The sequence below is a fragment of the Bartonella sp. AA2SXKL genome (genome assembly GCF_042197205.1).
Lineage (GTDB): Bacteria > Pseudomonadota > Alphaproteobacteria > Rhizobiales > Rhizobiaceae > Bartonella.
On the sequence record NZ_JBHIRN010000004.1, the window covers coordinates 1 to 25,167 of the forward strand.

Here is a 25,167-nt window from a genome sequence, read left to right on the forward strand (position 1 = left end):
ATTTACACCTGTAAACAAGCCAAAGAAAACAACAATGGCACGAAAAATTCTCAAAAGAGAACTTTGGCGTAAAAATACACAAAACAATACAGATTGCCCCCGCTTTGCACTATTCATGAAGCATGATTTAAAAGAACTTCATGGAACCGCTAATAAATCCACTCAAAACAGCCACTGCCCTATAACGCTTTTAACAAAAGCACATGCCTCTGTGACCCAAAAAGTGACACCCAAAAACTGCTTTATTTTACAAAAACCACTTTATTTTAACTGCTGAAGATCTCTCCCCCACATTTCTATGGAAAAACCTCTAAACAAAACTGTTTAGCCCGTCAATGGTTAATACATCAATATCCCCAGTTTAATGCTACAATATATTTATCAATAATTAGAGATAAATTCACTCTCCAGCTCCTCTAAACCACTCAACACGCATATAAACGAGACATCGTGCTATCAAGCACATTCTGTCGTCAAAAACCATCATAGAAAACAATAAGAAATCTCTTTTAAAACTTTCTACTCAAATAGGCAAAACTCTCTGTACAGCGCATTAAGCAACCTTTCTCCAAAGATAATGATCTGAACAGAAGAGTTTTCTCCAGTGCTGTCAGTGTTGTCAGTTCTTTTTAGAGCCTATATTATTTTTTAAATGAGAGAAAATTAAAAACATTATATTTCAATATGTTAGTATTTTAATGATACAACCTATATCGACAATACAACCTTAAATACAATCCATAATATATATTTGTCAGTTTGTGTCAGTAAATTAAACTGACAAAATAGACTATTTTAGTGACTCATAAAACCTATCAAAATACTCATTATGATATCTTAAAAGCACATATCAAATTTGTCTTTTTTCCATAAAATAAACAGAAAATTTCACTACTTTGCTGATCTTATTCCATGTCATGGGCTGTGGATAAGTACCTTTAAAAACCCTTTTGAAAAAAATTTATCCGTTTTTTCGCATTTTTCTGCATTTTTTTCACCATTTACTCAAAATGGATTTAATAAGCTTCGTTTTGATTCCTTTGAAGAGAATTAATCAATAGAATATATTGTCATGGAGTTTATTCTTTATGCTTCGCCCTCATCATTATGATCATGAACATGTCTCTTTACGCTCTCTCTTGGAATATTATCGTCAACAAGCAAAATCACCCCGTGAATTGGGAACGCTGTTTGAAAACCTTGTCATGGCTTATCTTATGCATGACCCTCTCCATTTTGGACGATATGAAACGGTTGAGAGCTATTATGAATGGGCTAAAGAGCGTGAAGGTTGGAATAAAAATGATATCGGCATTGATCTGATGGCAAAGCTTCGTCATCAAGAGGGATATGTGGCTATTCAATGTAAGTTTTATAAAGCTGACCATCAGATCAGTAAAAAAGATATTGATAGTTTTATTGCTGCCTCGGGCAAAAAGATCTTCACCCGTCGTATTCTGGTTGATAGCACCGAAACAGATTGGAGTGATAATGTTGAACTGACTTGTGAGGGGCAAGAAATCCGCCCTCAACGCATAAACCTTTTTGATTTAGAAAACAGTCAAACCGATTGGGGGGCTTATAAAGAACAAGGACAAGCTGTTCTTAAAGAGAAATCAAAGAAAAAGCTTTTAGATCATCAGAAAGAAGCCCTTGAGAAAGTCTGTGAAGGTTTAAAAGAAGCAGACCGTGGCAAGCTGATTATGGCATGTGGTACGGGCAAGACTTTTACAAGTCTTAAGATAGCAGAAACCATAGCAGGTCAAGGCAAGCGCGTATTGTTTCTAGTGCCCTCTCTTGCTCTTATCTCTCAAACAATTCGTGAATGGACAGAAGATACAGAAGTGCCTTTGCGTTCCTTTGCCGTGTGTTCCGATACACAAGTGGGTAAGCGTCGTAAGAATAATAAAAATGATGCTCTTGAATTTGATAGCTCTGATCTTGCCTTGCCTGCTACCACGGATGCAAAAGAACTGGCTAGCAAAGCGGGTAAGGTTTCACATGATCTGATGACCGTGGTGTTTTCAACTTATCATTCCATCCAAGTGATTTCGGATGCACAAAAAAAGTATGATTTACCCGAATTTGATCTGATCATTTGCGATGAAGCACACCGTACCACTGGGGCTTCATTGGGAACTGAAGACAATGAATCTGAATTTATCAAGGTTCATGATAACAGCATCATTCGAGGCAAAAAACGTCTGTATATGACAGCAACGCCTAAGATCTTTACCGATGATGCCAAAAAGCAAGCCAATGAGATCAATGCCGTTCTAGCCTCTATGGATGATAAAGAGCTCTATGGAAAAGAGCTTTATACTTATACATTCTCAAAAGCCGTTCAGAATGAACTTTTAGCACCTTATAAGATTATTGTTTTGGGTATTAATGAAGAGGAAGTTGCTGAATCTATTCAGCATTTGATGACCGATGAGAATTATGAACTTATTCTTGATGATAAAACCAAGATCATAGGCTGTTATCAAGCCCTTACCAAAATGGATCTGAAACTTGATCTTGAAGATGACCCCAAGCCCATGCGTAGAGCTTTAGCTTTTTGCAAAGATATTGAGACTTCTAAACGCATATGCAAGAGATTCAAAAAAGAAAAAGTGCAAGAATCTTTGCGCGCTCTTCATAAGAACTATAAAGATACTCCTCCTCTTAACTGTACCCTTGCCCATATTGATGGAACCTTTAGTGCTAAAGAGCGTACAAAACAACTTGAATGGTTAAAGGAAGATGCGGGGGAAAATACCTGCCGTGTACTTACCAATGTACGCTGTCTTTCTGAAGGTGTTGATGTTCCTGCTCTTGATGCCGTTCTATTTTTACACCCGCGAAAAAGTCAAATTGAGATTATTCAAGCAATAGGACGTGTAATGCGTCGAGCAGAGGGTAAAAAAAGAGGCTATATCATTCTACCCGTTGGGATACCCGCTGACATTCCGCCGGAAATAGCCTTAGAAAACAACCAAAAGTATAATGTCATCTGGCAAGTTCTCAATGCTTTACGTGCTCATGATGATAACTTTAATAAAATAATTCACCATATGCACAAAAAACAAGACGTAAGCGATGCTCTTGAAATTGTTGCTGCTTCTCAAGAACTTGCGTTAGAAGATACGACCACGGTTATTGATGATTTACCTATACGCTCAAAATTAGAGTATTCAGGACTTAATATTGGGTTAGCAACTTATGAATCCTCTCACACATGTGAAGAACAAGGAGAACTCCCCCTTTTTTCTAAATGTAAAGATGTCATTAAAACTGCTATTGTTAATAGATTTTACGACCCTAGCTATTGGAAAAAATGGGCAATAAATGTTGGTGATCTTGCTCAAACTCATATCACACGCTTAACTGAGGTTTTGACGAAATCAGAAACTGAAACACGGCAGGTGTTTAATGATTTTATGACCGAATTACGTAGTAATTTAAATACAACTATCTCCGAACAAAATGCGATTGAAATGCTTGCGCAACATCTTGTGACGCGTCCAGTCTTTAATGCTTTATTTGAGGGGCATCAGTTTGTTCAAGAAAATCCCGTATCTTGCGCTTTACAACGTGTACTCAATGCCCTTGATAAAGTTACTCCTAAAGAAGAATCTCAAGATCTCAAAAATATTTCTAAGAGTGTACAATTTTACACGCGTGGAATTACCACTCTTGAAGCACAACAAAGTTTAATTGTAGAGCTTTACAATGAATTTTTCCGTTATGCTTTTCCGCGTACAGTAGAAAAATTAGGCATTGTTTATACTCCCATTGAGGTTGTTGATTTTATCATTCATTCTGTTGATGATGTGTTGCGTCATGAATTTGGAAAAAGTCTAGGATCACGTGGTGTTTCTATTCTTGACCCTTTTACGGGTACTGGGACCTTTATCACACGGCTATTACAATCCAATCTCATCAAACCAGAGGATATGGAATATAAATACCGTTATGATATCCACGCAAATGAGATTGTCTTGCTAGCCTATTACATAGCAGCGATTAACATTGAATCGACCTATCATAGTATCATGAAAGGAGAGTACATTCCTTTCAAACATATTGGTTTGACTGATACGTTTCGGATGCTTGAAGAGAAGAATCTGCTGCAAAAATTATTTAAAAAAAACAGTGAATATTTGGAGCATCAAAAGAAACTGGATATCAAAGTTATCCTTGGTAACCCTCCTTATTCCACAGGTCAAAAAAGTGCCAATGATAACGCGAAGAATACTCCTTATCCCATATTAGATCAACGTATTCGTGAAACTTATGCTGCTCAATCGAAAGTTACGAATATACAAGCGCTTTATGACAGTTATATTCGTGCCATTCGCTGGGCTAGTGACCGTATTGATAATGCTGGGGTAATCGGCTTTGTTTCTGGTTCTGGTTACATAGACAAGCCAACAATGAACAGCTTACGAAAATCTTTAGCCAATGAATTTACAAGTATTTATGTGCTTAATTTACGGGGAGATATCCGTAAAAACATGTTAAGCAATGGAGCAACTCAAGAAGGAGAGAATGTTTTTGGTAGTGGTAGTATGACTGGTATTGCTGTTACAATATTTATCAAAAATCCCTATGTGTCTGGAGAGTGTAAAATTTACTATCATGATATTGGCAATAATCTTTCTACCGAAAAAAACTTGGAATGATTCAAGACTTTGGTAGTGTTGGTAGTATTACACGTGAACAAGGCTGGCAAATAATTACACCAGATAAGCATGGTGATTGGATTCATCAACGTAATGAAAGTTTTGAAACGTTTCTCGCCTTAGATGATAAAAAAGGGCATAATAAAAAACTATTTGAAGCTTCTTCATGTGGTATAAAAACCAATCGTGACGCTTGGACATACAACTCTAGCCGTGATGCTTTATCAAAAAATATGAGTAATATGGTAGCCTTTTATAATAGTGAGGTAAAACGTTTTAATAATACCTATTTACATGCTGACCGTAAAACACGTACCAATATTGTAGACAATTTTGTAAATTCAGATGCTAAAAAAATAAGTTGGAGTCGCGCTCTTAAACAAGAATTGGTAAAAAGAAAGACTTTCAACTTCGAAGAAGCATGTTTCACGCAAAGTTTATATCGTCCTTTTACACAACAATGGCTTTATTATAATCGCATTTTCAATGAATTGGTTTTACAGATGCCTCGTATATTCCCAATGGGAAAAGCGGTTGAAAATCAAGTAATATAAATTACAGGTACGGGAGCTCAAACAGTTTTTTCTACTTTAATGACTAAGGCTTTACCTAATTTTCATGCAGTGCATACTGGTCAATGCTTTCCACGCTATATTTACGAAGATACTACGGTCTCAAAAGATAAAAACAAGAAACAATCTCATTTATTTTTAATTTCTACAGAAGAAAGTAAAACAGCTGGTTTACAGAGACGTGATGCCATTACTGATGAAGGATTAGCACATTTTAAAGCTGCTTATCCGAATGATAACTATCACGAAAGATGATTTATTCTATTATATTTATGGTCTACTTCATTCGGAAGATTATCGTGCCCGTTATGCTGATAACCTCTCTAAAGAATTGCCTCGTATCCCTTGTGTAAAAACTGCTGAAGATTTTTGGAAGTTTGTAACAGCAGGGCGTGAACTCGGTCATTTGCACATGAATTATGAAGATGTAAAACCTTATCCAGTGACCTTTAAAAAGGGTAATCCAAAAGTTACAGAGAGCTCTAATCCCGAAAAATTCTATTACGTGACTGAAATGAAATTTTCTGGGAATAGTAAGGAAAAGGATAAATCGACTGTTTTTTATAATAGCAATATCATCATGACAGATATTCCTCTTGAAGCTTATGAGTATATCGTTAATGGTAAACCCGCTCTTGAATGGGTTATGGAGCGTCAATGTGTAAAGACTGATAAAAAGAGTGGTATTGTGAATGATGCCAATCGCTATGCTGTTGAAACCGTTGGCAACCCTGCTTACCCATTGGAGTTGTTTCAAAGGGTTATTACGGTAAGTTTAGAAACCATGAAAATCGTTAAGAACTTACCCAAATTGGTATTAAGAGAAACTGAATAACTTATAAAGATGCTCATATAATGGGTATGATAAACGCATAAGGGGTATAGAGCTTATAACCATAATCTATACCTCTTTTGTTAAGTTGATTAGATACAATCCTAATATGCGTTATTCTAAAAATAAGGCTTTGTACTTTTAAACACTCTTATTGGGATTGCTTTAAGACTTTTAAGAAACCCACTCTTAAATAGAATTAGATTTTTTTACATCGCCTTTAAAAGATTATACCGTAATCTAAAATGATAGCTTTATTAACATCGACCTTGTGGCTAAAATTCGTGATTATGCTGCTATTTTCCTAACTCTACTTTGGGACTATAAGCCCCTCTTTGGCTAGTTTTTCAACAGTTGTTTCAGCAACGCTTACTATGAGATTAGAAAATGATGCAAAAGCATTTCCATCGCTATAGCCTTTTGCTAGCCATATGGTTTCTTTGTTTTTTGTATGGTGAATAAGATAAACACTAACACTTATGGCGGGCTTACTAATATTATATCCACCGGTCACATAACCTGGTGTCGTCTCAGTTTTTATGGTAGCAAAGTTTCCAAATCCCGAAATAGTACTTGTAGAGGTTCCCGGATGATATGTTGGCGGGATATACGTCTGTGATATAGCACGATTATCAACGCTAACTATTAGGAGTGCATCTGCGCCTTTATTTGTTATAATTTCCTCTTTCTCGTTATAGGAATAATTACGAGTTAGAGGGAAAAGTTCTAATCCTCTCAATATCTGTACATTGTATTTAACGAGGGATTTCTCAAAGGTGTCTTCAAGTTCTTTTTGCTCAGAAATAGACATGCCAACACCTCCTATGACCACCTTTTTCGTTTGAAATCGTCCCTTGTAGTTTGGATCAACAATTCCGTTCAAATGTGTTATAGGACCACAAGCTGTGAGTATTAACAAACAAAGTAAAATAAAAAACTTCATCATCATAAACCTTTGATTAATGCAAAAGTCTAATAATGTATTTATAATTCAAATTAAAGATACGATTTGAACTTTTAAATAATTTTTTTAGATTGTTTTGCAAAATTTAAGAAATCCACTCTTAAAGTGAATTAGATTTTTTTACATTGCCTTTAAGAGATTATACCGTAATCTAAAATGAGTGCTTTATTGTTATCAAAAGCTTTGTTTAAAGAGAGTTATGTATATTCATTTTGCTTATAGGTTTTGAAGGTGTAAAAACCGTCACCCCCCCTCAAAACGTATATTATTAGTTGAATTTATAGGTTGTGTTATCAATATGAGTTGTTTTTTTAAGATCTGTAAAATCTTAACCTATTGAAAAATAACGTTTTTACTTTTTATCGTTTTTTTATCTAAAAGGGGCAACCCTCAAAACTCAAAACCCCTTCAAAACTCATAACTATAATGATCTTGATAGCATTTCATATGAGTTACAAGCTATCTTTTGAAAGGCTTTACAGGATCATACGCTTTTCATAAGACATGTTTTAATCACTCACTAAAATAATCTATTTTGTCAGTTCAATTTACTGACACATAACTGACAAATATATATTGTTAGTTGAATTTATGGGTTACTATTTAAAAGGTTGTATCATTAAAATAATAACATATTGAAATATATTGATTTTAATTTTCTCTCATTTAAAAAAAATAATGGTGGTTTAACATTGCAATTTGAAAATAAAACCACCATACAAAGAAATTTACTTCAAATTATCTGTAATCCTTTTACAGAGGAATTCATAGAAGTTACTTGCATAATATTGTGGATCTTTGGGTGGAAAATCAAAATAGAGTGCACATTCTCCATTCTGGAATTGAGAATAATCGAAGAAAAATGTCTCTCCAAAATCGGTTCTACTAACAATAAGTTGTTGTGGCGTTGCAAAACCATTTTTTCTATAATTTAAGTTTTTATAAACAATATCATCACTACGAACAATCTCAAAGTTTGTATCATAAACGCTACATATTTCCTCACCACAAATTTCCCCTCTTCCATAGTTTTTTAAAAAACTTTTATAGGAAGACGTAAACTGCAAACCAAGAGTTTTCTCTGCTTTTTCAATCAGTGCATCATCAACTACTTCATCTGTAGAGCCAAAATCGATACTATCGTTATATTTATCAACTAGTACTGCAACATCAGCTAAGGTATAGGTTTTCATAGATGATCCTCAAAACTTGCGTTATAAACGCTCCATATTCCCTCTATCAATTTCACCTCTTACATAGTTTTTTCCAAAAACTCTTGTAAAAAGGGATAGGTTGCGGAGTGGGAGTGTTCTCAGTCTTTTCAATCGGTTGGTCACCATCAAGTATCTCTTCTCCCGCGTGTACTTTAATTCTTTTGCAAAGGAATTCATAAAAATTACTGGCGTAATATTCGCAATTATCCAATGGATACATAACATAGATTGGACATTCTCCATCCCGAAACTGCGTATAATCAAAATAAAAAATTTCATCAAAATCAGCGTAACACACGACAAGCTGTTCTGATGTTGCAAAACCATCTCTTCTATCATTTAAGTTTTGGAAAACAATATCACCACCAGGGATATCTGCTCCACACTCCTTATAAAGGCTAAAGATTTCTTCACCACCAATTTCTCCTCCTACATATTTTTTTAAAAAGCTCTTATAAGAAGATGTGAATTGCAAATCGAGAGCTTTCTCCGCCTTTTCAATCCGTAGATCATCAGCCGCATTTTCTTCAGTACGAAAATTGATAATATCATTATATTTATCAACTAATTCTACAACATCATCTAAGGTATAGGTTTTCATCAATTATCCTCCATAAATTATTTTATAAGTTTCTTTTTTCTCTTTTCATCAACCGTAGAGAATTACTGCCGGTGCTCCTGTCCCCATCTGTCAAAATCTATCCCTATGATACTCCATTTCATGTCGATTATTCCTCCTAAATTATTGTTTGTTCTCTATACCCTTTAGCACGTTCCTTCCAATATTCCTCTCTCCAATTACCAAACTTGTCTCTCTCTATAAGCGATTGATGTGTTTTGGAAGGAGCATGAATCACGGAATTATATTTGTTATGAGATTCCCTGCTCATTTCTGCTATGGGCCCTTCAGGCGTTTGTGATAAATGATGCAATTCAACAGACCTTCCATCAAATCCTATCGGTGCTCTTCCTGCTTCCATTCTCTCAACATTGGTGCCCCACACTTCTTTTTTGTTTACTGTCCATTTAGAAATTCTGTCAGGATCAAACAAATCATCTCTCTGATAGGCTTTGTTAGTCTGTCCAAATTTGCTATCGGTAAATTTAGTGGGTTTCTTTTTTAACCAAAGCTTTTTTTCTTTAGCAGCAAGTTTGGTCAGTTCTTTCCTCGCCGCAAATTTGTCAGGATCTCCTTGAGCTGCAAGTTCTGCAAGATTTTTCTTGGAAGCGAATTGGGCAAAATCTTTCCTAGCCATGAATTTAATCCAAGCCTTTTCGCCAAGCTTTATGCCTCCCTTGGCTGCTCCAGCAACTCCTGTCATTAGGGATGCTGTTTCAGTCAATAATTTTCCAAATTCAAGTCCAGCATTAAAGGAACCACCAGCACCAGCTCGCTCATATTCCTCCTCCATTTTATTAATGCGATCTACATAGGACTGTCCAAGGGTCCGACCAATTGTCGCCAAAATCTCACCACTGCTGAAAAAATCTTTGAGCGCTTTCAAAGTCTCTTTAGGATGTTTGGCTATTTGCAAAAAACCATCAACCGTATCGTATATTTCAGCCGGGACACCAGCTACCATACCTGCCGCAAAGCTTATATCTTGCCCTGTACTAATCGCAGTCCACTTCGCAGACACTTCTGCTGCACATAAAAAGTCAGGACACTCCTTTAATTCTTTCTCCATCTGAGCTTGTTGAGCACTGCTGAGGTAGTTATTTGCAGCGGCATTACCTGCGGCATCGGCACCGGCATCAACATCGCTACCGGCAATGGCAGCAGCAACGCCCCCGGCAGCCCGTGCGACATCAATGGTGTGATCTCTAAAGTCAGCAAACTGCGCATCAATCTTTGCGTTTATACGCGCTTCCTCTTCCGCAGTTGGGGTGCGACCGTTTAGATCCCCCATTTCCTCTTTCACAATGCCTTGCACCCACAATTGAAACTGGAGCATGGCTGTGGCTTCGCCCACAGCACCCCCCAGCACCGGCAGAGCAAGCACCGCTCGCAACAGCGCCTTTTAAGCAGCCAAGACCGGCGTGGGCAACGATCTGCGTGACCGTGTCTATTTTGCCTTCAGCCTTGGCGGTACCGATTTCTTCCGCCAACGATTTGCCAACCGTATCAGACAGGGCGATGCGCAGATTGTTAAAAAAGTTCTTGTCAAGAGAGCCACCCTCAAGAGCCGTTTGAACGCTCGTGCCAATGGCGGCTTTGATCAGGTTCTTTTCCGCTTCACTGGCGATACGATCGACAAAAGGAGCCGTTTTAGGCAAAGATTGTCCAACACCTGCCATTTCCGTTATTTGGCTGGTTAAGCCCGCCGTCAACATCGACGAGACAATGCTGAGAACATTCTTTGAAGAGCCAAGCTCATGCAAGGCGCCGGCAATATTGCCGCGATTATTGACAAGAGCCACAGCGCTTTTGTTAATCAGCGCTTGGACACCAGCCTGTATCGCCGCATTCATGGCGGTGCTCGAGAGCCAAGCCCCAAAGCACCGGTAATGGCACTGGCAGCGCCCGAGGCTGCTCCACCCGTAACCGCCGTGACAGCCAATGCCACGAGAGCCGCACCGGCTTCTGTCAGCCCTTGGGCTTTATAATCCCAGTCTTTAAATTCAGCCTTAACTGCTTGCCAATCAACTTTCCTTACAAATCTTAATCAACCCAAAGTAATAGCCTGAAATAGCAGTGTGTTGTATGGAAAATTAAAAACAAAAACCGAATGAAGAAAATGCACTTGAGACTTGCATATGGCTTCACAGGTTTATTGCTGTAAAAGCTTCAAATGATGATATCTCTAATACTTTTTTCGCTTGTTCTCTTGTGGTAGCTTCCACAAGCGAAAAGATATGGACGATAACACCTCTTCTCAAGCTTATCAAACTGAACTCAAAGGTATTTCCTTATTGATTTTGAAAGAGTCCTTTAAACGCATTTTGCAGAGCAACGTAGAAAGCATGTCTAAAAAAATCATTCCAAGAGCAACAGATTTTTCTAAGTATTGTGAAGAGATTGAAAAAGATCTTCTTTCACGAGCCAAAACTCTTCATGAACTAATGACAGGAGAATTTAAAATAGATTTCTAAAAAATAGCAAAATAGTGAAAAGTGCTGATCACTTTTGGATTGGATATGCATTTAAAGAGTGATTAAAAAGTTTTTTTAATGTACAATATATTTCTAGAAGCCAAAATGGCTCTATAGTATCAAATTTATAAAGTAAATAAATCCATTAATACAAATTAAGGATTTTAGGATACACGAATTTCAAAATATTTGTTTTTTAAAACATGAGTCGCCAGCATCAGCGCAAAAAATGTTGCGGCAATTATGATTCCCTTTCGTGTACTTTTGAAATAACAGAGCTTTTCTTTAATCTTTATGAAAGGATTGCCAGTGCGATGGGCTTTTTTGAAAGGTGGATTTGGGTATCAAAATGCAAGCAAGAGTTTGTAATTATGGAGCTTTGTGTTTAAAGCTATCATCAACTATAGATAAATCATAGACGAGGTTAACTAAAATATTAAAAGCAACTGGATGCAGTAGAAGACATTGCTATTAAAAGAAAAGCAAATGCTAAAAAGACTAAAAGGTAGTTTGTGTTTTTATATCAGAAAATAATTTAAGAAATTGAATCATAATTTTTTCACAGGAAATAAATATGTTTACAGATAAGAAGAGAAAAGCCTTGTTTGGCGTTATAATTTTTATATTTTTATGTTTTTTAGGAATAAGAAAAAATCTTGACTTTATTCAGGGTATTTTGACATTCGCGTCTATTTCTTTGGTGATCGTAACAACTGTTTTTGCAATTTTATGCAATTCTAATATCCCTTCTGAGTTGCAAAACAACCCACAATATAAATGCGGCAATACAACAGGTTGGAAGAAATTAACATGTGAGTTACATCAGTATATGCACAGTCTCCTAAAGTTAATAATTTTAGCGCTTGTCGTTTTAATTTTCCCAAGTAGTTATAAAGAAACTGTTTCTTTGCCTGTCATTTCTAAGTACGTGGAGCACAAGTTTTCTTTTTCATTGGATACCATACTTTGGTACTTAGATATTGCTCTTGGATATTCAAATATTATAATTTGGTACTTTTTTTTATTCTGTGTATTCTTCCTTATGTTGCGTACACGCAGTTTAATAAATATATCTATTTACACGCTACAGTGCTCTATTAAATAGATACAGTAAAACTTACGATTTCATGCTTTAATTTTTCTTTTATATGACCTTCATTATACATACCATTATCATTTTTACTCGTTTTAATAGCAAATTTATGTTGAAAAGTTTCAGTATTAAATATTATATCAAAATTATTATGTGTCTTTCCAACAAAACTTATGTTTTTAAATGCTGGATTTAATTTATATTTTTTAAAAAGATTCAAAAAATAATTCTTTAAATTATTTTTTTCTTTAAATTTGATACCCAAGTCAAGTTCCATTTCAGAATAATCATCCGTGGGAAATTCACCCAACAAAAGTTTAGCCATCTTTAGCAAGTTGTCTTCTGATTGCATTGCAAAAAAATCTAGTTGTTTTGGTTGTGTATATTTCAGTTTTATTTCTTTAATTAAAAGCAATTTTTTTTCGAACTCTTCCTTACCAACAATATCAGGTGAGATATCAATCGTTTTCGGGGGAAAAGATTTTTTGTAGTGTAGCTGCAAGAATTTGTTTAACTCTTTATTTGAAGAAAAAAGAGTTAACTCTATAGGAATCAAAATTCCAAAATATTGCTTATTCTGTTCAACATATTTTCTAGGACGTGGGTTAGGAATATTCTGAAAGTCATTTTCAGAATCAATCACTTCCGGATTATAAGGACTATTTTCTCCCGTTAAAACATAAATCCAATAGCAGATCTTCGAGTTCACAGAAAACTTTTCAATTATTAAGGTAACACATTGATTATCACGGTTAAAACGGTATGTTCCTTCCTCTAAAAATTTATCAGCATCATTGATATTAACTAATTCTGAGGCTGGATCTATTTTATATTTATAAGAAAGAAAGTTAAGGGTATTCATAAAATTAACATAATTACAATGTCTATAGTCTTAGCGGGTGGTAGATGTTGTCTAAGTTATCTTAGTGACTATGTGAGTGTAGTGTATCGCAAATATACTGGGTCATTTAGAATCGTTTGGCTGAAAATTAAGGCTATAAAATTTTAATTGCAAAAGCAATACGAACTTTAGAGAACTCTGCAGTGAGAGCTAGTTAGATTTTTAGAATATGGGCTCCCCCTTCCCTGCTTTTAAGTGGAGGAGAAATCAGTGCATTGAACAAAGCATGGCATCACGTAAAATGGCGTTAATCCGCGTTTGATATCCTTTCCCTTGACTTTTAAAGTCACGCTAGTACGTCTGAATCCACACGCACAGTTGTGACAGTTTTCATGGGTTTACAGAATGGATTGAAAACGGCGTCTTTCCAGAACTCATCATTGAGTGACAGAATATCTCTATGATCAATTGCACTATCCGACATTACAGCCAATTTATCAATTTCAACTCTCTGTTCATCTGTCAAAGCCGATAAGTTACCTACCTCGATTTTATAACGAACTTTCTTCTTTATAACGTTTCTTTTCTTTCGAGTTGGCTCTCTGTGCTGAAATAATACGGATTACCTCTATGCCATCTTTATCGTCATGGACAGTATGCACTACGAATAGTAATAAAAAAAACTCCACAAGCACTAAAGCTTGCTAACCATACTCTCCATTTTCAACACGGTCTTGTTTAGCTATGGAGAATAGATCAGAAAAAACATATGCAGCTATTTCAAAACTTTACACGGTGCTTTCTAAGATTACTTTTTGTTTTAGCTTCATTCCATTCAAATCTCATTTTTATACCTTATATTAATACATTTATAAGGGTATTATATACATCAAGAGTTTTAGATGAACACTTAATTATCCATGTTTTTGTACAATTAATATAATTTAAAAATTAGTGATTAATTAACTAAAAATATTAAAAAAATAATAAATTATTCTAAGCCTTTATGCATATAATATGCAAATCGAATAAAACTTACAAGCATGTTGAATAAAATGATATTAATTGGCTATTTGAGAGCTGCTCCTGAAAGAAAAAAGAATTTTGGTGCCGCAACATTCAATTTTTGTATGGCTACCTCTGAGAGCTATGCAGATAAAAATACCAATAAAAAAGTAAACAAAACAGAATGATATTCCGTAGTGCTTTTTAATCTACATACATTTGGAAAAACTTGTTCTTCAGTACAAAACTGCCCCTTTTTCCGAATGAATGAGAGGAACGGTTTTTTTAATGGTCAACGCTACAAAGGATGTAATCAGCACTTTCAAGAAACCACTAACAAAAAAACCTAATGAACTTATTAAAACTGTCAGCAAAGGGACCTGTGTCATATAAGCCACCCATGGTATTCCAAAAGAATAGACTATCCCAATGCCACCCACGGTATTTATCACAAATAATATTATAAAATTTAACCGGTGCCAAAATAATTCTACCATAAAGCCAATAAAAAATGCAGCAAATGGAAAACTAATCAGATAACCACTCGTAACTCCTGAAAAAACACTAATTCCACCACGACCACTAGGCAATAGAGGTAACCCAATCGCAATAAGAACAAGGAAAAGAAGTGATGCTAAAGCTCCCCTTTTCGCTCCAAGTATAGAGCCTGCTAACATCGGAGCCATAGACTGAGCTGTAATAGGGACACCCAGCAAAAAAGGAAGATAAATAGGAGGAAAAAGACTCAAAACAGCGTAAATAGCGGCAAATAAAGCAATATAAACTAAATCTTTTGTATTCACTGAATTATTCCTTCACTAGGGAAAAGCTTTCGTTATTGTTGTATAATTAATAAAAAGTATCATATTTATAAAAGTACACTTTAAATGCCTTAGATATAGAGAAAAATACTATAATAATTTATTTTAATAACATCACTTATATGAATCATATTAGATTCTACAATGTTTAATTACATCATAAATTACTATATTTAAATTCAATAATAGTGATATATGAATATTATATAATAACAAAATAATACATTTATTTTAGTTATTATGCTTTGAATGAATGAGAGGAACAGATCTTTTAATCGCGAGTGCAATAAAGGATGCAATCAACACTTTTAAACAATCGCCTATCAAAAAAACTGATGAAGCCATTAAAACCTTCAGTAAAGAAACTTTGATCATATACGCTGTCCATGGAACACCAAAAGAATAAACTATCCCAATGCCACCAAAAGTATTTATCATAAATAATGTTATAAAATTTAACCGCTGCCAAAACAACTCTACCATTAAACCAATAAAAAATGCGGCAAATGGAAAACCTATTAAATAACCACTTGCAATTCCTGAAAAGACACTGATCCCACCGCGACCACCAGGCAACAGAGGTAATCCAATCAAAACAAGAACAAGAAAAAGGAGTGACGCTAAAGCACCCCTTTTTGCCCCAAGAATAGACCCTGCTAGCATCGGTCCCATCGATTGAGCTGTAATAGGTACCCCTAGAAGAAAAGGAAGATAAATAGAAGGAAAAAGGCCCAAAATAGCATAAATAGCGGCGAATAAAGCAATATAAACTAAATCTTTTGTATTCATTTAATTCTTCTTTTTTTTACTATAAAAACTCTGATTATTACGAGATGCTGTATCAATAGTATCAGCATCATAAGAACGCGCTTCCAATGCTTCAGCCACTTCTGACGCCATTCTTATAGTCCGTATAATTAAAGGTATTGCAAGAGCGACAATGTTAGTATTAAGTCCTCGTGCTTGCTGTGCTTCATGTACCTCATTAAACTTTTCACTCAAAAGAGGAATAAACCTGATCGCCATAGAGATAACCATACTCACTTTTGATGGATTTATACCAAAACAACGAAAGGGCTGGAGGCCTGCTTCAATTGCATCCACCATATCTGACACTTTTGTTGTGAATGAAATAACTGATGATAAAGAAAAGAGGATAACAAGACGTAATATGACCTCAACCCCCGTAAGCCAACCGCTAAAAATAGTTTGAAATACAAATAGAAGAACTAAAAGCAATCCCATCGATTTAAATTGCTTTATCACAGTTTTGAAAGGGATCTTGGCGACTCTATAGAATAAGATGACAAACAACAAAAATAAACCAAGAAGCGCTATGGAAGAAACCATTATTATAAAAGTTCCACAGGCCGTAAGAAATAATAACTTAACTCCAGGACTTAACCTATGAATAAATGTATCCCTCGGAATATATAAACCGATCATGACATTCTTCTTATATACTCCTTTATAGCAACAAAAGGTACTTCATCAATTGCTATCTCCCCCTTATCAAAAACCAGCACTCTATCAAACTTTTTCAAAAACTCTAAATCATGCGATACAACTATTGCCGTTTGTGGTAATTCTTCTATCACTTGCGTAACGCGATGCTTATTTCGCAAATCAAGTAATGTCGTCGGCTCATCAAAAATAATGTAGTCTGGTTTCATTGCAACTACACTAGAAATAGCAACGAGTTGTTTTTGCCCACCACTTAATAAATGGACAGCGTGATTTCTGAAATCTTGAAGTTCATAGCGCTGTAAAATTTCATCTACACGCTCCTTAATTTCATCTTTATTAAGCTTTAAATTTTTGAGACCAAAGGATAAGTCCTCTTCAACTAATGGTAAAACAATCTGATTATCGGGATTTTGAAAAACAAATCCAACTTTACGCTTTACTGCTTTTGCATCGCGTTTGGTATCAAGCCCATCAACGCTTACAAAACCATGAGATGGTAATTGGAGCCCATTAATAAGGCGAACAAATGTACTTTTTCCAGAACCATTCGCACCTATAATAGCAACTCGTCTTTCGGTAAGCTGTACAGTAATATTTCTTAAAACACACAAATCACCAAAAACTTGTGTTACCTCATCAAATTTTATAATCCCCAAGGCTTATTCCAATCAATCCCTTTTATTAGCTCTTCTTTCTCTATCGCTTCAGTTTATAACCTAAAAGTAATAACAAGCACCATAGAGGAATAATAATGACTGCCAAACTCATATCAGGCATCTGTACAGGAATATATGCTTCAAGGAAAGGCACGCTTATTCCTATCATATCAAAAAGTCGAGTCATCAATCCATTTTTCCCAAAACCACTGACAAACATAATGCAAAATAATAAAGCAAGAAAGCAGAGGCAAAGATAGTTAGCGTAAGGATATAAACCAAACGCATAAATAAAATCGCCCTTTCTGTTCTTATGGGCATTGCGAAATTTCAAATGAACAATAACAATAATAGCCCAAGTAATCACTGCTGCTGCAGTTGCAAGAGCCATGATCCGCATGAAACTATTATCAGGAATAAGAGCATTAACAACGACAATCAACGCCGTACATAATGATGAAAAAAGGATAGCAATATAAGGAATACGAGCAGCACTCAGTTTACTAAAAATATGTGGTGCATTTTTTTGTACAGCTAAACTATAAAGCATACGGCCATTAGAATAAATGCCACTATTGTAAACAGAAATAGCAGCCATAATCACCACAAAATTCAAAATATGACCAGCAGCAGGAATTCCTATAGTCTCGAAAATTGTGACAAAAGGACTACCATTTTTTCCAATCATATTCCAAGGGCTGATTATCATAATAATGCTGATAGAACCAATATAAAAAATTATAATCCTCCACATAACTTGACGAATAGCCGCTGGAATTGTTTTTTGTGGATTAGATGCCTCTCCAGCAGCAATACCAATAAGCTCCGTTCCTCCAAAAGAAAACATTACTACAGAAGTTGCTAAAACAACCCCTACTGCTCCATAAGGGAAAAAACCGCCATGGTCCCAAAGATAATGAATATTCGCTTGATTTTCCCCTAGTCCAGTGACAATGAGAAAAATTCCAAAAATAATCATACCAATAACAGCAGCCACTTTGATCAAAGCGCAAGCAAATTCAAATTCTCCATAAAAACGAACATTAAACAAATTAACAAATGTAACAAATAAAAGAACAATGAAAGATGTCTTCCAATGATCAATCAAAATCCAATGATCAAGGTAAAACCCTATCACTGTAAGTTCAGCCATACTCACAAGAATATAAAGAAACCAATAATTCCAACCTGTTATGAAACCAGCTAATCTCCCCCAATATTTATAAGCAAAAAAACTAAATGCTCCTGAAGACGGTTCTTCTACTGACATTTCACCAAGCATTCGCATAATGAAATACATAATAAGCCCGCCTACAAGATAAGATAAAATAACTGAGGGACCAGCTAATTGAATTGCCTCGGTTGACCCATAAAAAAGTCCTGTCCCAATAACCCCACCCAAAGCAATCATTTGAATATGGCGATTTTGAAGGCTACGCTTCAATTCCTCGTGCTTTTTTTCAGACATCATGCCTCACTACTTTTGTTGAACTTAACCTCAACTTTTATTGAAAAATTAGGCACCTCTTTCAAAAAACACAAAACAAACGTAAACTTATTTTCTTATCATAATGCAACTCCTTATTTTTTTGTGCATTATACGTATGTCCCGTTGAAGTTTTAAGAAAAAATATGCTCCACCCTTTATTTAAATTAATGTCCTTCATTTTCGTTACACTAACCATTATAGCATTGGTCATTGATAACGCACACTCTGTAATCACATCACATTGGACAACAACCCCCTTTAATAAAATTTTAACAAGCCTTCTGCAAACAGATATCTATCACCTTAATCAATCTCTATGCAAGGTAATGCCTGATTTTCTGTCCTCAATTTGCATTACTCTCACTTATTTACCCGCATGGTCTATCTTTGGTGCTTTAGCAATAGTATTTTGTATCTTAAATTACGAAAAACAAAAGCCTTTTCACAAAATATCATATACATATAACGAAGAGTACATTTGATCTTTAAAAAAACTTCTAGAGCCCTCTGTACTATAACATAATCGATGTCGCTTAAAACCCCTCACTCTATTAAAACAACTGAAGATCACTTGATCATCAGAAAAAATTAAAACGCTTCATTATAAATATAGGCGCTCACTTATGATTTCTATAGATAACGATAACATCACTTTATTTGTATCAATTTTAAAAAAAAATTAGCGAATAAATCTACCTCCCATCTATAAGAAAACTCTGTACAGAAAAAACTTAAAATATTGCAGTTCATATATTTTTCTATAGCTGCTTCTTTAATACTCTACAAAAACTTTTCTTAATTTTCGTACTAGAAACCCCACATAAAAAAACGTCTTCTAATATCAGCTCTCCTTATAAGATTGGAACTTATTAAAATTAATGAAGAAGCTTATAAAAATTATTCTACAAGTCTAACAAAATGCGTGAAATAAAGACTCATCTGTAAATAATTGCAATTGTGATAAAAAATATTTCGCACCTTCTCCCTATTGAGAAAATGGTAAGATAACAGCTTCAGTAACACTCTAGTTCTTTTAAATCTGAAAATCGTCTCGCTAAAATATCAACTTTTTTAGATATCTCATCCAAACTTTTCCATTGATTAGTTACCTCTCGAGAAAGTTCCTCAATGAATTTTTCTTGGTAAGCTAGCTTCATTTCTAATTCTATCAGCCGATCTTCATCCGACATGATTTTTACTCCCTCTAAAATAAAAAACGTGATTAATTTTATTAATCCTCCTCCCTTTTTCTTCCCATAAAAATGAGAAGTAACTTCTCAACTAATTCTACTCATCTATTTGCACATTATAAAAGGTTTATGATGATCTTTATTTTCCCAATCACTCTATGCAACAAATTTCTTTCTTAAGAATCAGAAAATGTTTTTATCTTTACTAAGTTATCTTGACACCATTTTTCATCCTAAAGATCTACATTCCCAGCTTCTTAATTTAAGTGCTATCGTAAATTGAAAAGCATTTTATAGCATTAAGGTCAAAGAATACTTTCCTCTGACTTTTACATAATTCTCCTTCAAATTATTATCATATGTATAAATTATTGAAAAAATGCATTCTTGCTTTTATACGTACTTTTAGCTATTACCCTCAAATTAGTTTTGTCTCATTGACTTACAAACCTATGCCGCATTAGCTCAGTTGGTAGAGCACATCATTCGTAATGATGGGGTCGCTGGTTCGAATCCGGCATGCGGCACCATTTTATTTCTTAAACATATTGAAATATATATTTTTTTTAATTAATTATCTGTTTGAAGACCACCTTCTAGGGTTTATGCAATTTTATCTAATCTATTGTTATTTGCTCCGTATTTTTCTCTGGAGTAAATGCTAAAATCTCTTTCTTTCTCCACCTCACTGCTCACCCTAGCTTATATGGCTCCGGCCCCCTTTGAAGCATCCAATTGCGAATCGTTGTTGTGGATATACTAAAAAGCTGTGCACACTCACGTATTATTACATATCTATTGCCATCATCAAATATCATCTCATTGCCTTTTTATTTTTTATGTTATGTGAATGGACTGGGATGCTAGGAGGAGAGAGCTTCCTATATTGTCAAGCAGCTTTTTGTCAAAATCTTTTGTGTCTCTTGTGCTATTGCCTCTAAAAAGATTTCAATAGCTTGATTGATTTGTTTAAGAGGCTGCTGGAAACGTAGCCAATACAACACCAGACAAAGATGATACCATTGGACCCGAACGCCCCACTAAATGCTTCATATGAAAAAGAAAATATATGAAACCGAACTACTTGTTCAAATTTATTACAGTACAATATTCTTTAAAAAACTATCAAATATCATTGGTCTATATATTGAATATGCTCCACTAATATATTGTTTCAGTTGGAAACAGACTGTAAGAGAGGAGAAACATTCATTATGTTTTTTATATAACAGTTTATTTAAAATCCTTCATAAAGGTATTTTTTAATGAAATTAAGCAATTAGGAAAAAAAACAAAGAATAATTAAATTAACTATAGATTTTTTTATTAAATATGTATAACACGTTATGTATATGTCTTATTGATTCTAAGATAATTTTTAGATATATAATATTAAATTATAATGTTTTTTTGTTTTTATAAAAAAATTCTGTGGTGCAATTTATGACTTTTGAAATTACTTAAAAATTAACACCTAATTATTTCATTAATTATTATGTCTCTTATTTTTTGTTAAAAATGCTTTTTGTCATCGGAATTATTGAAGTTTTTTCAAGTAAAGTTCTTCTAAATCATTCTGGATCAAATGTAAGAATTTATGAGTGAAATCTATCTGATTATAAATGGAATTATTATAAAGTTATTGTCTTTAGATGGAGATCAATTGCTGCGAAATGAATAGTATTTAGCATAACCTTTATTCAAAAAAATGATATGGATCTTAAAATAATCCACTATGGATGTTTTGAATTTATTATGCCCTTTCGCTGTTCTGTTCTTAAAAATGAGTAGATGTAAGTTTTTAATTCATATCCTGCTTTGTGTAGTTTTTTATAGGTAAAAATAATGCGAAAAATATCAAAAGAAGGGCTTGTATTGATTAAGCAATTGGAAGGCTTGCGTTTATCAGCTTATGAAGATTCTGGTGGTGTCTGGACAATTGGTTATGGACATACAAGTGCTGCTGGTGCCCCAAGCGTTCACAAAGATATGCAAATTACGGAAAAAGAAGCTGAAAAAATCCTTTGTCAGGACTTGAGGGAGTATGAAGCTGTTGTTGAAAAAGCCGTTACCGTTCCTTTAAACGATGAACAATTCGCGGCATTAGTATCATTTTGCTATAATGTAGGAATCACAGCATTTCGCAGTTCTACACTTTTAAAAAAGCTTAATAAAGGTGAATATGAAGCGATACCAACCGAATTGCAAAAATGGACAAGAGTGGGAGGAAAACGTATCCAAGGTCTTGTCAATCGCCGAGCAACCGAAGCAGGATTATGGGCAAAAGGAGCTCATGTTGCCCCCAATTATCATGTAGTAGAACCAGAAGGCGTAACAGGTATTTGCAAAGTAGAAGCTCTTGCCCCAATCATAGGTTCTTTTTCAGGGCTTGGAGGTCTTTTTGCAGGAAATGGTCCTGTTCAATGGGTTCTAGCAGGCATTATGGTTTTAGCCGCTTGTACAGCTATGATATACATTGCTAAACGTTTTCAGGAACACCGCCTATGATTTTATGGATAAAAAAATATCTGACAATGACGTCAGCGCTCATAGCAGCTTTTCTTATAGCTTTAGTCAAAGCCTTTTTTCTTGGGAAAAAAGTTGAGAAGCAAAAGCAAACAAAAGAAGATTTCAAGATAGCGACAACACGGCTTGAGGTAGAAAATGAAATTAATAAGAAAAGTGATGCTGATGTGCGCACTAAGCTTTCTAGCTGGTTGCGCGACCAATGAACGAACTTCTTGTATTGGATGGCTGCCAATTTATTTGAATCGACAAGATATCAATGTCATTAGTCCAAATTTGGCGAGAGATATTTTAAAACATAACGAACAAGGTGAACGTTTATGTGGTTGGAGAGATAAACGGAAAATAAAGTGATAAAAATATAATTCCTCTGAAACATCAATCAATGAAAAGATTTGAAAGAGGTGGATACATTCAGATTAAAAGTAAAAGCACTTAAAGGATTAAAACACTCTGGTGGTCGATTAGTTTTAATTAGAGTAACGGAGATGTCTGAGTTGAAGCGAAAGGATTCAACAGATTATGTTTGTGTAAAATGATTGAGTCTATTGATGTATTCTATGGGCATCTTTGTTATCCTATCAAAAGAAGATGAGAAAAGATTTTATGGATTGCACTACTATCGTCGTTCAAAGAACTGATCATACACAAAGGTTCTGTTTTCAACAAAAATAACATCTAGAAGCTTGCATGCTTGAAGAAAAGCAATCTACGGAGCTATATAATGAATAATGGTAAGGCTTTTATGTGATTTGTAAATGACGTTGCTTCAGCTTCCTAATTATAATAATGATGTTGACGATAAGGAAAATACTTTCGCACTGTATCTGCTTTTTCATGCTAAAGTGGCGGGAAAACATTGTGAATAATCTTGGCTGTTAATTTTTCTATAGGTAAATTCCCTATGTGGGAAATGACATGCAACTCCAATTGAGAAAACCAATAACCATTTTTTCTTTTATTTTTTAACTTAGCTTTTTTACTTTCAAAAGTTGCCTAGCAATTTCTTGAAAAATATTGCTTTACTATTTTAAGATAATTTTTTCCTGAAATAAAATCTTTCTTTTAAAATATTACTGTAATAGCTTGTAAACTCATGTACTGCTTTTAGAGAAAGTTTGTAATAGGACCGTGTCTTTCACGGCGTTTATTGTGATGTGTATAACGGAAAAGTTAAGAGCGCGTATTATCTTTTCGAACATTCAACCACAATCTTATTTCATCCCAATATTTATCTTGAGAAGATACTTTTACAAAGATACTGATAATCTATAAATCACTCTCCCCTAATTCACCTTCTCACTCATCCTTCCATGCATTGCCCATCCACCTTTTAAACCACCTTAAATTTTTGATATAAAATTTTTTCTTTAATTTTTATTTTTTATTGAATCATAAAAATGATATGTCTCAATCTCACCTCTATGCATCTTTATACGCTTTGATTCTTGTTTCTAAAGCCCAGATTGCCTACATATCGTACTGTTTTTATATTTAATATATATTTTTATATTTATTCCTAACTTGTTAGAAAAGTTTTTATATTTTGATAGAAATATCTTCTATCAGTTCACTTTTTTCAAAAGATTCTGAAAGGATTCTCAAAAAATCTGCAAAGTTAAAGACTATTTAATACGTATTGTTTCTTTTTTAGAAATCAAAATTGGTGATGCCCCATTCCTCACCAGCAATTGTGTTATTTGCAGAGCAGTCTATATAAGATGATGTAACCTCTTTTATAAAGTTAACTAAAGTTTTTTGAATTTCTAGCATATTGTTTAAAGACAAAAAACTCCCTCTTATTATGCAAGCAGCTTAGACATCGGCTGATAGTCCTCCCGCTTATAAAAAGCCTTTCTTTAATAACCTTCAAAACCACAATTAAAGTGGTGAAAGATAAAACAAGATTTTTAGGCAATCATAACGCACAATAAAATCAGACCAGTCTAAATGTTCAATGCTAACACCTGCTAAACAGTGGAAAATAAGTTTTAGCACGCATTCAAATTGGAAGGGCTTAAGCCCCCGCGCGCTACGATGGGTTTCTACTCTCATCGTAAGATTTACATTCCCTCTAAAACTTAATCGCTGTAAATATAAAAATCTTGACGCCCGTTCTAAATCCGTGAGAGTTTCTGGATCTTGCTGTATTAAACGTTGAAATTCCTCACAACTGCTCATCTGAAATGCTAACATTTTCATAAAAGGACGATAGTGGCGTTGTAACATCCCTAAAAAGTTTACGACATAACCTGAGAGATTATTGCTGATTTCAGGGGATAGAATCAATTTCTGTTCAAAGAAAATATCACTCATACCAACAAAAAGGTTTGTTCTACATGCCATGAGGAATATACTCAAATAATTTTGATATTTTTTTGATCGAATTTCTTTTGTCACCAATATCAGCAGCAACTGGTGTAGCATTAACAAAATTATAATTTTTTATCTTAAAATGTATCCATCATTTTTTACATTCTTTCATCTATCTTAGCCTTCTTTTCACAGCTTCAAATGATAAAAAGTAACTGCAATGTTAAGTCGTTTTGCATCGAACAAATTTCTCGCAAACTATCCCTATTGGCTAGATGGCAATCCATCCTCTATTTAAAGAGAGAAAAACTTTTCTTTTTTATTCAGCGATAAAGTAAATATTATCCAATTACTTATGAGTAAGTAATTGGATCAAATGGAAACTGTAATTCTTTCTACTCTAAGTAATCTTGTACCCATTTAT

15 protein-coding genes, 1 tRNA gene and 5 pseudogenes are annotated in these 25,167 nt (G+C 34.5%); 7 read left to right on the top strand and 14 right to left on the bottom strand.

Translation table 11 applies throughout. The features are described from left to right. Positions 1 to 1,088 precede the first annotated feature (1,088 nt). Positions 1,089 to 6,074 (top strand): annotated as a pseudogene (locus ACFINS_RS03830) (DEAD/DEAH box helicase). Between the two features lie 307 nt (positions 6,075 to 6,381). Here the strand turns inward: ACFINS_RS03830 and ACFINS_RS03835 are convergent. The 4 genes and pseudogenes from ACFINS_RS03835 to ACFINS_RS03850 all read right to left on the bottom strand — a co-directional run. Next, on the bottom strand, positions 6,382 to 7,020 hold the full coding sequence (locus ACFINS_RS03835) for a hypothetical protein (RefSeq protein WP_375612592.1): 639 nt from the start codon (positions 7,018 to 7,020) through the stop codon (positions 6,382 to 6,384). A gap of 743 nt (positions 7,021 to 7,763) precedes the next feature. Beyond that, positions 7,764 to 8,228 carry an SMI1/KNR4 family protein gene (locus tag ACFINS_RS03840; RefSeq protein WP_375647426.1) on the bottom strand — a complete coding sequence of 155 codons (465 nt, stop codon included), beginning with the start codon at positions 8,226 to 8,228 and terminating at the stop codon, positions 7,764 to 7,766. A 52-nt stretch (positions 8,229 to 8,280) separates the two neighbouring features. After that, the gene (locus ACFINS_RS03845; protein ID WP_375700876.1) at positions 8,281 to 8,850 is read right to left on the bottom strand and encodes an SMI1/KNR4 family protein; all 570 of its coding nucleotides are present in this window, start codon (positions 8,848 to 8,850) and stop codon (positions 8,281 to 8,283) included. Between the two features lie 62 nt (positions 8,851 to 8,912). Then, positions 8,913 to 10,903, bottom strand: a pseudogene (locus ACFINS_RS03850) (DUF637 domain-containing protein); the annotation flags it as partial. A 202-nt stretch (positions 10,904 to 11,105) separates the two neighbouring features. On the opposite strand from ACFINS_RS03850, the gene ACFINS_RS03855 reads away from it, so the two are divergent. Beyond that, entirely contained in the window at positions 11,106 to 11,342 is a 237-nt protein-coding gene (locus ACFINS_RS03855) for a hypothetical protein (RefSeq protein WP_375612395.1), read from the top strand. Between the two features lie 574 nt (positions 11,343 to 11,916). Then, a complete protein-coding gene (locus ACFINS_RS03860; protein ID WP_375612394.1) occupies positions 11,917 to 12,447 on the top strand; it encodes a hypothetical protein in 531 nt (176 codons plus the stop codon). On the opposite strand, the gene ACFINS_RS03865 is transcribed toward ACFINS_RS03860, so the two are convergent. Together ACFINS_RS03865 and ACFINS_RS03870 are read right to left on the bottom strand one after the other, a co-directional pair. Continuing rightward, the gene (locus ACFINS_RS03865) at positions 12,440 to 13,297 is read right to left on the bottom strand and encodes a hypothetical protein (RefSeq protein WP_375651367.1); all 858 of its coding nucleotides are present in this window, start codon (positions 13,295 to 13,297) and stop codon (positions 12,440 to 12,442) included. The genes ACFINS_RS03860 and ACFINS_RS03865 overlap by 8 nt on opposite strands. 246 nt (positions 13,298 to 13,543) lie before the next feature. After that, positions 13,544 to 13,594 (bottom strand): annotated as a pseudogene (locus tag ACFINS_RS03870) (hypothetical protein); the annotation flags it as partial. Between the two features lie 725 nt (positions 13,595 to 14,319). Here ACFINS_RS03870 and ACFINS_RS03875 point away from each other — a divergent pair. Further along, a pseudogene (locus ACFINS_RS03875) lies at positions 14,320 to 14,466 on the top strand (single-stranded DNA-binding protein); the annotation flags it as partial. 51 nt (positions 14,467 to 14,517) lie between these two features. Here the strand turns inward: ACFINS_RS03875 and ACFINS_RS03880 are convergent. From ACFINS_RS03880 to ACFINS_RS03905, 6 genes are all read right to left on the bottom strand, one after another. Further along, complete coding sequence (locus ACFINS_RS03880; RefSeq protein WP_375612392.1) at positions 14,518 to 15,084, bottom strand: biotin transporter BioY; 567 nt, start codon at positions 15,082 to 15,084, stop codon at positions 14,518 to 14,520. 249 nt (positions 15,085 to 15,333) lie between these two features. Beyond that, positions 15,334 to 15,891: a biotin transporter BioY gene (locus ACFINS_RS03885; RefSeq protein ID WP_375612391.1), complete on the bottom strand. Its 558-nt coding sequence runs from the start codon at positions 15,889 to 15,891 to the stop codon at positions 15,334 to 15,336. After that, on the bottom strand, positions 15,892 to 16,548 hold the full coding sequence (locus ACFINS_RS03890; RefSeq protein WP_375612390.1) for an energy-coupling factor transporter transmembrane component T family protein: 657 nt from the start codon (positions 16,546 to 16,548) through the stop codon (positions 15,892 to 15,894). Beyond that, positions 16,545 to 17,225, bottom strand: coding sequence for an energy-coupling factor ABC transporter ATP-binding protein (locus ACFINS_RS03895; RefSeq protein WP_375612389.1), 681 nt, complete (start codon positions 17,223 to 17,225; stop codon positions 16,545 to 16,547). Before ACFINS_RS03895 ends, ACFINS_RS03890 begins: the two co-directional genes overlap by 4 nt. A 40-nt stretch (positions 17,226 to 17,265) precedes the next feature. Next, a complete protein-coding gene (locus ACFINS_RS03900; RefSeq protein ID WP_375612396.1) occupies positions 17,266 to 18,693 on the bottom strand; it encodes an amino acid permease in 1,428 nt (475 codons plus the stop codon). 1,034 nt (positions 18,694 to 19,727) lie between these two features. Further along, on the bottom strand, positions 19,728 to 19,904 hold the full coding sequence (locus ACFINS_RS03905) for a SlyX family protein (RefSeq protein WP_375612388.1): 177 nt from the start codon (positions 19,902 to 19,904) through the stop codon (positions 19,728 to 19,730). Between the two features lie 454 nt (positions 19,905 to 20,358). Between ACFINS_RS03905 and ACFINS_RS03910 the strand changes: the two genes are divergently transcribed. Continuing rightward, positions 20,359 to 20,434: transfer RNA gene (locus tag ACFINS_RS03910), tRNA-Thr, on the top strand. An 87-nt stretch (positions 20,435 to 20,521) separates the two neighbouring features. Here ACFINS_RS03910 and ACFINS_RS03915 read toward each other — a convergent pair. Next, a pseudogene (locus ACFINS_RS03915) lies at positions 20,522 to 20,722 on the bottom strand (helix-turn-helix transcriptional regulator). Positions 20,723 to 21,749: 1,027 nt separating this feature from the next. Between ACFINS_RS03915 and ACFINS_RS03920 the strand changes: the two are divergent. Next, the gene (locus tag ACFINS_RS03920) at positions 21,750 to 22,412 is read left to right on the top strand and encodes a lysozyme (RefSeq protein WP_375612387.1); all 663 of its coding nucleotides are present in this window, start codon (positions 21,750 to 21,752) and stop codon (positions 22,410 to 22,412) included. After that, positions 22,409 to 22,636: a hypothetical protein gene (locus tag ACFINS_RS03925; protein WP_375612386.1), complete on the top strand. Its 228-nt coding sequence runs from the start codon at positions 22,409 to 22,411 to the stop codon at positions 22,634 to 22,636. The genes ACFINS_RS03920 and ACFINS_RS03925 overlap by 4 nt, the downstream gene beginning before the upstream one ends. Positions 22,637 to 24,311: 1,675 nt before the next feature. Here ACFINS_RS03925 and ACFINS_RS03930 read toward each other — a convergent pair. After that, positions 24,312 to 24,776: a hypothetical protein gene (locus ACFINS_RS03930; protein WP_375650773.1), complete on the bottom strand. Its 465-nt coding sequence runs from the start codon at positions 24,774 to 24,776 to the stop codon at positions 24,312 to 24,314. Positions 24,777 to 25,167 lie beyond the last annotated feature (391 nt).

Bases quoted from the DNA above. Each gene is read 5' to 3' on its own strand.
- ACFINS_RS03840 (WP_375647426.1), bottom strand. From the start codon at position 8,228: ATGAAAACCTATACCTTAGCTGATGTTGCAGTACTAGTTGATAAATAT.
- ACFINS_RS03835 (WP_375612592.1), bottom strand. From the start codon at position 7,020: ATGATGATGAAGTTTTTTATTTTACTTTGTTTGTTAATACTCACAGCT.
- ACFINS_RS03930 (WP_375650773.1), bottom strand. From the start codon at position 24,776: ATGGCATGTAGAACAAACCTTTTTGTTGGTATGAGTGATATTTTCTTT.
- ACFINS_RS03860 (WP_375612394.1), top strand. From the start codon at position 11,917: ATGTTTACAGATAAGAAGAGAAAAGCCTTGTTTGGCGTTATAATTTTT.
- ACFINS_RS03890 (WP_375612390.1), bottom strand. From the start codon at position 16,548: ATGATCGGTTTATATATTCCGAGGGATACATTTATTCATAGGTTAAGT.
- ACFINS_RS03900 (WP_375612396.1), bottom strand. From the start codon at position 18,693: ATGTCTGAAAAAAAGCACGAGGAATTGAAGCGTAGCCTTCAAAATCGC.
- ACFINS_RS03905 (WP_375612388.1), bottom strand. From the start codon at position 19,904: ATGTCGGATGAAGATCGGCTGATAGAATTAGAAATGAAGCTAGCTTAC.
- ACFINS_RS03920 (WP_375612387.1), top strand. From the start codon at position 21,750: ATGCGAAAAATATCAAAAGAAGGGCTTGTATTGATTAAGCAATTGGAA.
- ACFINS_RS03845 (WP_375700876.1), bottom strand. From the start codon at position 8,850: ATGAAAACCTATACCTTAGATGATGTTGTAGAATTAGTTGATAAATAT.
- ACFINS_RS03885 (WP_375612391.1), bottom strand. From the start codon at position 15,891: ATGAATACAAAAGATTTAGTTTATATTGCTTTATTCGCCGCTATTTAT.
- ACFINS_RS03925 (WP_375612386.1), top strand. From the start codon at position 22,409: ATGATTTTATGGATAAAAAAATATCTGACAATGACGTCAGCGCTCATA.
- ACFINS_RS03865 (WP_375651367.1), bottom strand. From the start codon at position 13,297: ATGAATACCCTTAACTTTCTTTCTTATAAATATAAAATAGATCCAGCC.
- ACFINS_RS03855 (WP_375612395.1), top strand. From the start codon at position 11,106: ATGGACGATAACACCTCTTCTCAAGCTTATCAAACTGAACTCAAAGGT.